The organism is Sphingobium sp. MK2, from assembly GCF_040170545.1.
Classification (GTDB): Bacteria; Pseudomonadota; Alphaproteobacteria; order Sphingomonadales; family Sphingomonadaceae; genus Sphingobium.
Genome location: NZ_JAZDXA010000015.1, coordinates 1 through 12,579, shown reverse-complemented (window position 1 = coordinate 12,579; position 12,579 = coordinate 1). Strand labels below are relative to the sequence as shown.

Genomic DNA, 12,579 nt, shown 5'->3' with positions numbered 1-12,579 from the left:
GTCGCGCGGCGTTTCTCGACTTCGCTCGAAACGAACGGAGGTGGAGGATTTCAAGCCGAAGTCATCATATTCTAACGGTAATCATCGCGCAGCAATCGGCGCAATATCTTGCCCGACGGGTTGCGCGGCAGGTCGCTGCGGAACGCCACCGTCTTGGGCGCTTTATAGGCGGCGATCCGCTCGCGCGCCCAGGCGATGAGCGCGGCGGGATCGGGGCTTTCCCCTTCGACCGGCACGACGATCGCCTTGACCGCCTCGCCCCATTTCGCGTCCGGCACGCCGATCACCGCGACATCGGCGACGGCGGGATGGCTGTAGAGCGCATTTTCGACCTCGGCCGGATAGACATTCTCACCGCCGGTGATGATCATGTCCTTGATCCGATCGGCCAGATACAGATAGCCATCGGCGTCCATCCGGCCCGCGTCGCCCGTGCGCAACCAGCCCTCGGCGTCCAGCGCCTGCGCGGTATCGTCGGGCCGGTCGAAATAGCCGATCATGCACGCCTGCGACGCCACCAATATCTCGCCAATCTCCCCCGCCGGCAGCGTTTCGCCTGCCTCGTTCGCGATCCGCACCCGCACGCCGGGCAGTGGCACGCCGATGCCGCGCATCCGCTCGCTGCCCTGCGGGTCATGGTCCTGCGGCGGCAGGCCGATGATCGTCCCCGCCGTCTCGGTCATCCCGTACATTTGCGCAAAGCCGCAGCCGATCACCGCAATCGCCTGCCGCAACAGGTCGAGCGGGATCGCGGAGCCACCATAGCAGATGGTCTTGAGGAAGCTGAAATCCGTGTCGGCCGCCTGGGGATGATCGCACAGGATGCGCAGCGCGGTCGGCACCAGCATGATCTTGGTAATGCGGAAGGTGACGAGCAGGTCCAGCACCCGCGTCGGATCGAATTCGCGCACCACTACGCCGGTCGCGCCATGCTGCAAGGTCCACAGCCCCCAGCCCGACCCGCTGATGTGGAAGATCGGCATCGCGATCAGCGACACGTCCTGCGCCGTCCAGCGATACCAGTCGGGCAATTCCGCCGACGGCACCGACGCGCGCAAGCCAAGCAGGCTGCGGTTGGACAGCATCGCGCCCTTGGGATTGCCGGTGGTGCCCGATGTGTAGAGCATCAGCACCGCCTCGTCATAGCCGACATCGCGGCGCGGATCGGCGGCGTCCTGTGCATCGCGCCAGTCGGCAAAGAGCGGATGCCCCGCGCCCTGGTCGGCGAGCAGGATCGTCGCCGCGCTGTCTGCCACCCGATCGAGAAACTCCGGTTCCACCACGATCAGCCGGGGCCTTGCATCGGTTAGTATATAGGCGACCTCCGGCGGGGCGAGCCGCCAGTTGACCGGCACCATCACCAGCCCCGCCTTCACCGCGCCCAGCCACAGCCCGAAATAGTCGTCGCGATTCTTGCCGAGATAGGCGATCCGATCGCCCACGCCATAGCCCGCCGCGATCAGGCCATTGGCCACCCGGCTCGCCTGTGCGTCAAGCGCGGCATAGCTCGTCTCGCGCCCTTCGAAGATCAGGGCGATGGCGTCGGGCGTCGCGGCGGCATGCGCCCTGACATGGTCCGCTACTCTGATCGCATCCGTCCCCATATACCCTCCATTGCGGGCCGCAGCATAGCGGCAAAAGCCGCGCCGTCCCCCTCTCACAATCGCTAAGGGTCATATCTTGGGCGCGAACGCCCCTGACGCTTTTGCCAGTGCAGCGCCGCCCCATTGCCGATAAACAGGCGGGCAAATGCAGTGTGAACAGGAAAGGATGCCGTCATGGACATTGGTCTGAAGGGGCGCAAAGCCATTCTCGCAGGCGCCAACGCCAGCATCGGTCGGGCCGTCGCTAAGGTTCTGGCCGCCGAAGGCTGCGATATCGCGCTATGCGGGCGGACGCAGGACAAGGTCGATGCCGTCGTGGCCGAAGTCCAGGCGCTCGGCGTGCGCGGCATCGGCGCTTCGGTGGACGTGACCGATGCGGAGGCGTTCCCCAATTGGGTCGGCAGCGCCGCGCAGGAACTGGGCGGCTGCGATATCTTCATTTCCTTCGTCTCGGCCAATCCGGGGGTGGACACGCCCGAAGCCTGGACCACGGTGCTGAACGGTGACGTTTTGCCGCTGGTGCGTGGCATCCAGGCCGCCCTGCCCGCGCTCGAACAGTCCGATGCCGGGTCGATCGTCACCATCTCGTCCACCGGCGCGCTGGAAGAATTTATGGGTCCACAGCCCTATAATGCGCTCAAGGCCGCGGTCATCAACTATAGCGCCGCGCTGGCGCAGAAATATGCGCCGCAGGGGCTGCGCGTCAACTGCGTCTCGCCTGGCCCGATTTTCACCGAGGATGGCCCCTGGGCCTATATCAAGGAAAATATGGCGGATTTCCATGATGGCATCCTCAAGCAAATCCCCTTCGGCCGCATGGGCACGGGCGAGGAACTGGCCAAGGCGATCGCCTTCATCGCGTCGCCCGCCTGCCGCTACATGACCGGGGCCAATGTCCTGATCGACGGTGGCTTCACCAAGGGCGTGCAATTCTGAAGAAGGGGACAGGGTGATGAGCGAACAACAGCCCCCCCGGATCAATTGCGTGCTGATCGTCGGCGGCCTGTATCACGACATGGACTTCGCCCGGCTGGAGTTGTTGAAGCTGCTGGGCGAAGACCCGCGCGTGCGAACGCGCGTGTTCGAGGATTATGGCAATCTCGACGCCATCCTCGCCGCCGACATGCTCATCACCTATACCTGCGACGTGGTGCCGCCCCTGCCCGCGCAGGAAGCGTTGCGCCAATGGGTGCGCGATGGCGGTCGCTGGTATGCGCTGCATGGCACCAATTCGGTGCTGCGCCTGTTCGACAACGGCCTTTACGGTAGCCCGCGCTGGGCACCGCTGATGATGGAAACACTGGGCAGCCAGTTCATCGCCCACCCGCCGATCGCCCCCTATCGGGTCGATGTCGCTGACGCCGATCACCCGCTGACCCGCGGCATCGAACCGTTCGAGACGACCGACGAGCTATACCTGATGGAACGGCATGGCGACCTCCATGTCCTGCTCGACACCGAATTTGCGGGCGAAGCCACCGGCTTTGACGAGCATCAGTGGGCGCAGGACCGGCATCCGGTGCTATATATCAAGGCGCAGGGAGACGGCGCTGTCCTCTACAACACGCTCGGCCATTGCCGCAGCCATTATGACATGCAGCCCTTCCTCGACTGGTGGCCCACCATCGACCGCTGCGCCTGGGATCTGCCGGTATTCTACGACCTGCTGCGGCGGGGTATTGCGTGGTGCAAGGGGGAGTAGAGAAACGAAAATCCTCCCCCGGCGGGGGAGGTGGCTGGCCGTAGGCCAGACGGAGGGGTGTTCCCCTATCGTGAGGGTGACACCCCTCCACCACCGCTACGCGGCGGTCCCCCTCCCCCTATGGGGGAGGATTTACCCCTACTTCACCCCAGCGGCGCGACGGGCAGATGCTCGGCCCCCGGTGCCTCGTCCGGCACCGCCACCTCGATCCACCCGTCCGCGCTCTCGCGCCAGGGGTAGAGTTTGAGCGGCTTATAGCCTGCCCCGCCCAGGCATTCGCCATTGTCCAGCTTGAACCGCGCGCCATGCAGCGGACACATCACCGCCCCCCGCCGCACCCGGCCGCCCGGTGCCAGTTGCGCGGCGGCATGGGTGCATCGGTTGATGAGGGCGTGAAATTGCCCCTCCTCCTTGCAGATCAAGACGGGCCAGCCATTGACGATGAACGGCATCATGGCACGCTCTTCGACCGCGTCGGCTTCGACCACCCGATGATAGCTTTCCGTCATGCCCGCGCCTGATCCTCTCGTGCTGCCTTTGTTGTTATCGCTATATAGGCATCCAGATCATGATCGCCATCGCCCAATAGCGTAACCAGCGCCATGACCCGCTTGAACGCCTGCCCGACGAGCAATTCCTCGGTCGTGCCGATGCCGCCATGCAGTTGCACCGATTCCTCGCCGATATGCACCGCGCTCTGGGCGATATAAGCCTTGGCCCCGACAATCGCCGCCGCGCGTCCGTCCGCGCCGGCCCCCGCCGCGCGATAGAGTTGCGACCGGCTGAGTTCGAGCCGCGCATAGCAATCGGCCATGCGGTGCTGCAACGCCTGGAAACTGCCGAGCGGCTGGCCGAATTGCTGCCGCGTCTTGAGATAGTCGAGCGTCGCGGCGAACATCATTTCCATCAGGCCCAGCAATTCCGCGCTGACCGCCAGCCGCGCCTGATCCATCACGCCTGCCAGTTCCGCCTCGCCACCCGCCATCGGCTCTGCGGGCGTGTCGGCAAAGCGGACGTCGGCGGCATGCGAGCCATCGACCAGCCGATAGGGCTCGATGCTCACCCCCGGCGCTCCGGCCTCGACCAGATGCAGCGTCAGCGGCGCGCCTTCGTCTGCCCGCGCGGCCACGATGAATGCGTTGGCATGGCCGCCGCCCAGCACCATCTGCTTGGCACCGCTGATGCGGCCACCCGTGACCCGCGTCCGCACCTGATCGAGGCCAAAGCGCGCCTGCTTTTCGAACAGCGCCAGCGCGACGATCGCCTCGCCACCGACGATGGCAGGCAGCAGTGCATCCTTTTGCGCCTGTGTCCCCGCCTTCGCCACCAGCCCCGCGCCCATGATGAGCGCGGGCAGCACTGGCTCGACCGCGACGAAGCGCCCCAGCGCCTCCATCACCGTGATGATATCCACCGGCGACCCGCCAAAGCCGCCCGCCTCTTCGGGCAGGGCAAACGCAAGGAGGCCGGTTTCCGCGAGCATCGCCCAATTGGCGTCGGCAAAGCCGCGCGGCTCGCGCAGATAGGCCAGCCGCTTTGCGGCATCATAGCGGTCCGCGCCGAACCGCTGCACCAGGTCGCGAAGCATGGCCTGCTCATCGCTCAGGTCGAAATTCAAGCCACCATCCCCCGATTTGTCATGACTGGGTCGCGCACGACGCTGCCCGGCTGTTGCTGTTCCATGACTCATTTATGCACGGGCGGCGGGCAGGGCGTGGACTGGATATTCCGCTAGTTTCAGCGCGCGGCGCTCTGCCGCTCAAAACCTAGCGCTAGTCATAGGTTTTTGTCGCTTGCCCGCACCCCCTGCCCATAATAGCATCAGGCCCATGGAGAGATCAGGTGACACGCTCGTCGCCGCCCGTAAGGACACCGGACAAGCTACAAAAGTGGCGACCGATTTCCGTTCGGGCAGGCAGGTTCCAACCGCTATTTTCGCGCCCGCCGATATCAGGCCGGCGGCGGAGGCGTTGCGCGATATTGCCCGCGACCTGGGCAACTTCCGCGTTGCGGCCTGCGCCAACATCGCGTCGCGATCACCGATGACCGATGCGGAAGGCGAAGTGCTGGCCAGCGCCGTGTTCGGCTGGCCCTCGACCAAGGAACAATGGTGGCAAAAACCGCTGCTCGCGCTCAGCTCGCCCCTGCCCTTCGCCTGCCGCTACGAAAATGAACCCTTCTGGGCCAATGCCCATGGCATCCACACCCGCGCGCCCAATCCGCTGCTCGACCAGATTGACCTCAGCCTCTTCGAAGGCGAAGTGAATGCCAAGGCGGTGATCGTCGTGCCGGTGCATATGTCCTTCGGCCAGATCGCCGCGATCAGCTTTTCGCCCATCAACGACAAGCGCGACGATCTCTCGCGCGAGTTCGATCTCTATAGCGACCAGCTCGAATATCATGCCCGTCGCTTCGTCAACGGCTATACCCGCGTCAGCAGCCAGCGTCCCTGGATTCCAAAAAATTGCCGCCTCTCCAAGCGCGAAGTGGAATGTCTGCGCTGGGCGGCGGTGGGCAAGACCGACGCGGAAATCGCGATGATCCTGAGCCGCAGTTGCGCCACCGTGCGCTTCCATATCCATAATGCCGCGATCAAGCTGGAGGCGGTCAATCGCAGCCAGACCGTGTTCAAGGCGACGCAGCTTGGCTATCTCGGCAATGTCGCCGCCGTCATGGTCCCGCACCTGCCGCACGAAACACAGGCGTCGGCCGCCGCGAAATAATATTTCTCCCCCTGAGAAAGTGTGAGGCCAGCCGGGCGACCGGCTGGTCTTTTTTTGTGCCCGCGCGTCCAACGACGCTGCCAACCTATGCTTTCTTACAGAAGCCTTCGCCCGTTCCGCTTCCCATAGTGGCCCCACACAAGAATGAGAGGGCTTAGACGTTGGGCGCATCAGCGATAGCGCAGGGACTGTTTCGGGAAACACCCGAACCGACCCTGATCGGCGGCCGCAACCGGGATACGGGGCGGATCGTCTTTCCCTGCCCGGACGATGCCGCGCGCTGGGAGCCGATCGACCTGCCGCGCCGGGGCACGCTCTGGTCCTGGACGGTCCAGCGCTTCCGCCCCAAATCGCCGCCCTATATCGGGCCGGAAGATTTCATCCCGTTCGCCATCGGCTATGTCGAATTGCCCGGCGCGACGATCGTGGAAACACAGATCGTCGGCGCGGACTTCGATAGCCTGACGATCGGCATGGCGATGAAGCTGGTCACGACCGACTTCGCCACTGCCGCCAATGGCGATGCGATCCGCCTCTACGCCTTCACCCCCGCCACGGAGGCCTGAGCCATGCAGGACGTCTATATCGTCGGGATCGGCATTCACCCCTTCGGTCGCACCGATGGCTTGAGCGGCCTGCAACAGGGGGCCAATGCCGCCCGCGCCGCCATGGCCGACGCAGGCCTTGAGTGGCCCCATATGCAGTTCGGGTTCGGCGGATCGGATTCGGCGGGCAATGCCGACACCATCGTCAACGAGCTGGGCCTGACCGGACTGCCCTTCATCAACGTCAAAAATGGCTGCGCCACCGGCGGATCGGCGCTGATCGGTTCCTGGCAGGCGATTGCGTCGGGCGCGCATGATGTCGGCATCGCCATCGGCTTCGACAAGCATCCGCGCGGTGCGTTCAACGCCATGCCCGCCGAATATAGCCTGCCCGAATGGTATGGCGAGGCAGGCTTCATGGTCACGACGCAATTCTTCGCGATGAAGCTGCAACGCTATATGGCGCTGCACGGCATCAGCCCGACCTCGCTTGGCCGGGTCGCGGAAAAGGCGTTTCGCAACGCGGTCCATGCCGACCATGCGTGGCGGCGGTCGCCGGTCGATCTCGACACCATCCTCAACGCTCCGATGATCAGCGACCCGCTGACCAAATACATGTTCTGCTCGCCCGCCGAAGGCGGCGTCGCGCTGGTGCTGGCCAGCGCCAGGAAGGCGCGCGAACTCGGCCGCGATCAGGTGCGAATCAAGGCGGCGGTCATCCGCACCCGCCCGCCCGGATCGTTCGAGGTCTTCGCCCCGTCGATGGACATAGAACGCGGCGGCGCGCCGACCCTGCTCGCCAGCAAGGCGGCCTATGAGATGGCAGGCATTGGCCCGGAGGATATCGACCTCGCCCAATTGCAGGACACCGAATCCGGCGCGGAAATCATGCACATGGCCGAAAACGGCTTTTGCGCCGATGGCGATCAGGAAGAATGGCTGGCCAATGGCTGGACCAACATCGACGGCCGCCTGCCCGTCAACACCGATGGCGGGTGCCTCGCCTGCGGCGAGCCGATCGGCGCGTCGGGCCTGCGCCAGGTTTATGAAAATGCGCTGCAATTGCGCGGGCTTGGCGGTGGGCGGCAAGTGCCCGGCGATCCGCGCACAGCCTATTCCCATGTCTACGGCGCGCCCGGCATTTCCGGCGTGACCATATTGGAACGATAAGATGGACCTAGATTTCTCCCCCCAGGATCAGGCCTTCCGCGCCGAAGTCCGCCGCTTCCTCGACGATAATCTGCCCCAGCATCTGCGCGAAGGCATGCGCGCGACGCCGGGCGTGTTCGTGGAACCCGACATTGGCGGCGAGTGGCAGGCGATCCTGCGCGCCAAGGGTTGGCTTGCCTATAATTGGCCGACCGATTGCGGCGGCACCGGCTGGACGCCGATCCAGCGCTATATCTTCGAAAAGGAATGCGCGCTCGCCGACGCGCCCAGCCTGCCGGTGCTGAGCCTCAAGCTGCTCGGCCCGGTCATCTGCCATTTCGGCACCGAGGAACAGAAGGCCTATTTCCTGCCCCGCATCCTGGATGGCACGGATTTCTGGTGCCAGGGCTTTTCCGAGCCCGGCTCCGGCTCCGACCTCGCCAGCCTCAAGACGCGCGCGGAGCGTAAGGATGACCACTATGTCGTCAATGGCCGCAAGCTGTGGACCACCCACGCCCATCACGCCTCGCACATCTTCTGCCTCGCCAAGACCGATCCCACCGCCAAGCCGCAACGCGCGATCAGCTTCCTGCTGATCGACATGGCCCAGCCGGGCATCGAAGTGCGGCCGATCATGGGGCTGGCGGGCGATCATGAGGTGAACGAAGTCTATCTCGACGATGCCACCACCCCGCTCGACCATCTGGTGGGCGAGGAAGGCCAAGGCTGGACCATCGCCAAATTCCTGCTCGAAAATGAGCGCGGCGGGGCTTGCCACGCCCCCAAATTGCTGTCGGATATCGCCAAGCTGCGCACCGCCGCCCTGACGGAACCCGATGGCAAGGGCGGCTGCATGGCCGACGATCCCCTCTATATGGCGCGCCTCGCGCGCGCCGAACTGGAAGCGCAGGCGCTCGAAATGACCGAAATGCGCGTCCTTGCTGAAATGGCCAAGGGCTTGCCGCCCGGCCCGCAAACCTCGCTGTCCAAGCTGGTCGCCTCCACCCTGCGCCAGCAGGTCGATGGCCTCGCGGTCCAGCTCTACGGCTATGCAGGCATTGCGCTGGAGGAACAGCGGCCGCTCTACGGCAATCAGGCACCGCCCGCGCTCCATGGCAAGCCCGCGCAACTTGCCGCGCCGCGCTATCTTAATTCGCGCGCCTGGACCATCTTTGGCGGGACCAATGAGGTTCAACGCAATATCATAGCTAAAACGGTGCTGGGGCTGTGACCGCCACCAGAGTCGATCGACCAGGAGAGAATAGATGCAATTAAGCCGCGAGGCATTGATCCGGGCCTATCGTCAGATGAAGACGATCCGCCTGTTCGAGGAACGCCTGCACGACGAGATCGCGCTCGGCGAAATCGCCGGCTTCACCCATCTCTATGCGGGCCAGGAAGCCTGCGCCGTGGGCGTGTGTGAACATCTGGGACCGACCGACTATATCATCTCGACCCACCGGGGCCATGGCCATTGCATCGCCAAGGGCTGCGACGTCATGGCGATGATGAAGGAAATCTATGGCTCACGCGATGGCCTGTGCAAGGGCAAGGGCGGCTCCATGCATATTGCCGACATCGGCGTCGGCATGCTCGGCGCGAACGGCATCGTCGGTGCGGGCGCGCCGATCGCGGTCGGCGCTGGCATCACTGCCAAGAGCAACGGCACCGTGTCCATCGCCTTCTCCGGCGACGGCGCGTGCAATCAGGGCACGACCTTCGAAGCGATGAACATGGCGGTGGTGCTGAAGCTCCCCGTCATCTTCGTGTTCGAAAACAACCATTATTCCGAACATACCGGCGAAGCCTATGCCGTTGGCGCGGAAAGCATGACCGTCCGCTCCGCCGCCTTCGGCATGAAGGCGATCAAGGCGAACGGCATCGACTTTTTCAGCGTCTATGACGCGATGCGCGAGCTGATCGACTATTGCAAGGCAGGCAATGGCCCCGCCTCGATCGAGCTGGATTGCGAGCGTTTCTACGGCCATTTCGAGGGCGATCCGCAACGCTATCGCGGCCCCGGAGAGCTGGACCGCATTCGCGAGGAGCGCGACTGCCTCAAGACCTTCCGCACGCGGGTCACCGAAGCCAAGCTGCTCGACGGGGCCGAACTCGACGCGGTCGATGCCGAAGTCACCGACCTCATCGACCGCGCGGTTGCCGAAGCGCAGACCGCCGCCCGCCCCACCGCTGCCGACGTCCTGGAAGACGTCTATATCAGCTACTGACGCCAGAGGGATCGACACATGGCTATCAAGATGATCCGCGACGTCATTCGTGACACGATTGATGCGGAAATGGAACGGGACGACAGCGTCATCATGCTGGGCGAGGATATCGTCGGCGGCAATGGCGCACCCGGCGGCCCCGAAGCGATCGGCGGCATATGGGGCACGTCGGGCGGGCTATGGGCCAAATATGGCGCTGACCGCGTCATCGACACCCCCATTTCGGAAAGCGCCATCATCGGCGCGGCTTCGGGCGCGGCGCTGACCGGCAAGCGCGCCATCGCCGAAATCATGTTCGCCGACTTTATCGGCGTGTGCATGGACCAGATATGGAACCAGGCGGCCAAGTTCCGCTACATGTTCGGCGGCAAGTCCAAATGCCCGTTGGTCATCCGTATGCCCTATGGCGCGGGCTTCAACGCCGCACCCCAGCATAGCCAGGTGATCCACCAGTTCGTCACGGCGATGCCGGGGCTGAAGGTCGTCATGCCCTCCACCCCCGCCGATACCAAGGGGCTGCTGACCCAGGCGATCCGCGACGATGATCCGGTGATCTTCCTTGAACATAAGGCGCTCTACGGCGTGAAGGGGGAAGTGCCCGATGGCGACTACACCATCCCCTTCGGCCATGCCCGGCATGTGACGCAGGGCGACGACATCACCATCCTCGCCACCGGCATGATGGTCGGCTTTGCCGAAAAGGCGGCGGCGCAGTTGGCCCAGGATGGCATTGGTTGCGACCTGCTCGACCTGCGCACCACCAGCCCGCTGGATGTCGAGGCGATCCTTGACAGTGTCGAGCGCACTGGTCGCCTGCTGATCGTCGACGAAGCGCCGCCGCGCTGCTCCTTTGCGACCGACCTGTCGGCGCTGGTGGCGCAAAAGGCATTCGCTTCGCTGAAAGCCCCGATCGAGATGGTGACGCCGCCGCACAGCCCGGTTCCCTTCGCACGGGAACTTGAATCCGCCTATCTGCCCTCGCCCGACAAGATCGTGGCGACGGCGGTGAAGCTCCTATCCTATCGGCGGGGATAAGCATATCATGGCCACTCTGCGCGCATATGCGATGCCCAAATGGGGCATAGAAATGACCGAAGGCGTCGTTGCCGAATGGATGGTCGCCGAAGGCGTGCCGTTCAAGAAGGGCGACCTGCTCGCCCTCATCGAAACCGACAAGATCACCAATGAGATCGAGGCCGAGGCCGACGGCATGTTCCCGCGCCTCATCGCCCAGCAGGGCAGCACTTACGCTGTGGGCGAACTGATCGCCGTGCTGGCCGGGCCGGACGATCAGGTCAGCGCCGACGAGGTCGATGCCTTTGTCGCCGGGTTCAAGCCTGCCGACACCAAGGTCGCGTCCAAGGCTGGCGCAGCCCCGCCACCGCCGCCCGCACCTGAAGCAGCACCAGCACCAAAGGTTGCCATTGCCGACGACGCCAATATCAGCCCCGCCGCCCGCGCCTTCGCGCAAGAGAATGGCGTGGATATCTCGACCATCACCGGCTCCGGTCCCAAGGGCCGCATCACCTTCCAGGATGTGCAGCAGGCGAGCCTGCCCCCGGTCGCGGTCGGTGGCGGCGCGGTGGTGGACCTGACCCCGGTCGGCAACGCCTTGGGCGAGGTTTTCGCCAGTCCGCTCGCCAAGCGCCTGGCGGTGCAGCATGGCGTGGACCTAACGGGCATGACCGGCACCGGCCCCAAGGGCCGCATCGGCAAGGCGGACGTGCTGGCCAAGGTCAAGCCCGTGCAAGCCCCCGCCGCTGCGCCCCCTGCCCCGGCCCCGGCAGCGATCGACTTCGCCCGCCCGGCGGCTGGCAGCACGGAAATCGTCAAAATGTCGCCGATGCGCAAGGCGATTGCCAAGGCGCTGAGCCACAGCAAATCGACCATCCCGCATTTCTACCTGCGCTCGGCCGTCAGGATCGACGCGATCCTGGGCCTGCGCGCGCAGGCCAAGGCAGCGACCGGCGAAGCGCCCAGCATCAACGATTATCTCGTGCGCGCCTGCGCGCTTGCGCTCGCGCGTCATCCCGATGTCAATGTGCAGGTCCATGGCGATGAAATCCACCGCTTCGCCAGCGCCGACATCGCCGTCGCCGTCGCGACCGACAAGGGCCTCATCACCCCGATCGTGAAAGGCGCCGACACCCTCTCCGTCGCCGCCATTTCGCGCACGGTGAAGGCGCTGGCCGACAAGGCCCGCACCGGCAAGCTGCAACCGCATGAGTTTCAGGGCGGCAGCTTCTCGATCAGCAACCTCGGCATGTTCGGCATCGACCAGTTCGACGCCATCATCAACCCGCCGCAGGGGGCGATCCTGGCGGTAGGCGCGGGCAGCCGTCAGCCGATCGAAATCGGCAATGCGCTCGCCTTCGCCACCATCGTCCAGCTCTCCCTCTCCTGCGACCACCGCGCGATCGACGGTGCGGTGGGCGCGGACTTCATGCGGACGCTCAAGGGCTTGATCGAGGAACCGACGCTGCTGGTGGGATAGCTGCCAAAAAACACCGTTCGGGCTGAGCCTGTCGAATTTTCTCCTTTCGACAGGCTCATAACATATTGGCCTGTAATTCCTTTTCCTCGTCATTGCGAGCGCAGCGAAGCAATCCATTCTGGTGCCCATGGATT

At 64.6% G+C, this 12,579-nt stretch carries 12 protein-coding genes; 9 read left to right on the top strand and 3 right to left on the bottom strand.

What is annotated here, in order from left to right; translation table 11 throughout:
* Positions 1 to 71: 71 nt before the first annotated feature.
* Positions 72 to 1,604, bottom strand: a complete 1,533-nt coding sequence (locus V2I08_RS09260; RefSeq protein WP_349634826.1) for a long-chain-fatty-acid--CoA ligase — start codon at positions 1,602 to 1,604, stop codon at positions 72 to 74.
* A gap of 174 nt (positions 1,605 to 1,778) precedes the next feature.
* Here V2I08_RS09260 and V2I08_RS09255 point away from each other — a divergent pair, with 174 nt between their 5' ends.
* A complete protein-coding gene (locus V2I08_RS09255) occupies positions 1,779 to 2,540 on the top strand; it encodes an SDR family oxidoreductase (protein WP_349634825.1) in 762 nt (253 codons plus the stop codon).
* 16 nt (positions 2,541 to 2,556) lie between these two features.
* Positions 2,557 to 3,306 carry a ThuA domain-containing protein gene (locus tag V2I08_RS09250; RefSeq protein ID WP_349634824.1) on the top strand — a complete coding sequence of 250 codons (750 nt, stop codon included), beginning with the start codon at positions 2,557 to 2,559 and terminating at the stop codon, positions 3,304 to 3,306.
* 143 nt (positions 3,307 to 3,449) lie between these two features.
* Here the strand turns inward: V2I08_RS09250 and V2I08_RS09245 are convergent, their stop codons facing one another.
* Complete coding sequence (locus tag V2I08_RS09245) at positions 3,450 to 3,815, bottom strand: Rieske (2Fe-2S) protein (RefSeq protein ID WP_310224959.1); 366 nt, start codon at positions 3,813 to 3,815, stop codon at positions 3,450 to 3,452.
* Positions 3,812 to 4,924, bottom strand: a complete 1,113-nt coding sequence (locus V2I08_RS09240; RefSeq protein ID WP_349634823.1) for an acyl-CoA dehydrogenase — start codon at positions 4,922 to 4,924, stop codon at positions 3,812 to 3,814. The genes V2I08_RS09245 and V2I08_RS09240 overlap by 4 nt, the downstream gene beginning before the upstream one ends.
* A 211-nt stretch (positions 4,925 to 5,135) precedes the next feature.
* Here V2I08_RS09240 and V2I08_RS09235 point away from each other — a divergent pair, with 211 nt between their 5' ends.
* The 7 genes from V2I08_RS09235 (at position 5,136) to V2I08_RS09205 (ending at position 12,445) form a co-directional block, all read left to right on the top strand.
* Positions 5,136 to 6,029 (top strand): helix-turn-helix transcriptional regulator, encoded by an 894-nt coding sequence (locus V2I08_RS09235; protein WP_349634822.1) that lies wholly within the window; start codon positions 5,136 to 5,138, stop codon positions 6,027 to 6,029.
* Between the two features lie 161 nt (positions 6,030 to 6,190).
* Positions 6,191 to 6,595, top strand: a complete 405-nt coding sequence (locus V2I08_RS09230; protein ID WP_349634821.1) for an OB-fold domain-containing protein — start codon at positions 6,191 to 6,193, stop codon at positions 6,593 to 6,595.
* 3 nt (positions 6,596 to 6,598) lie between these two features.
* Positions 6,599 to 7,744, top strand: coding sequence for a thiolase family protein (locus V2I08_RS09225; protein WP_349634820.1), 1,146 nt, complete (start codon positions 6,599 to 6,601; stop codon positions 7,742 to 7,744).
* Between the two features lies 1 nt (position 7,745).
* A complete protein-coding gene (locus V2I08_RS09220) occupies positions 7,746 to 8,954 on the top strand; it encodes an acyl-CoA dehydrogenase family protein (protein ID WP_349634819.1) in 1,209 nt (402 codons plus the stop codon).
* 34 nt (positions 8,955 to 8,988) lie between these two features.
* Positions 8,989 to 9,951, top strand: coding sequence for a thiamine pyrophosphate-dependent dehydrogenase E1 component subunit alpha (locus tag V2I08_RS09215; protein WP_349634818.1), 963 nt, complete (start codon positions 8,989 to 8,991; stop codon positions 9,949 to 9,951).
* An 18-nt stretch (positions 9,952 to 9,969) separates the two neighbouring features.
* Complete coding sequence (locus tag V2I08_RS09210; RefSeq protein ID WP_349634817.1) at positions 9,970 to 10,986, top strand: alpha-ketoacid dehydrogenase subunit beta; 1,017 nt, start codon at positions 9,970 to 9,972, stop codon at positions 10,984 to 10,986.
* A 7-nt stretch (positions 10,987 to 10,993) separates the two neighbouring features.
* Positions 10,994 to 12,445 carry a dihydrolipoamide acetyltransferase family protein gene (locus V2I08_RS09205; protein WP_349634816.1) on the top strand — a complete coding sequence of 484 codons (1,452 nt, stop codon included), beginning with the start codon at positions 10,994 to 10,996 and terminating at the stop codon, positions 12,443 to 12,445.
* Positions 12,446 to 12,579 lie beyond the last annotated feature (134 nt).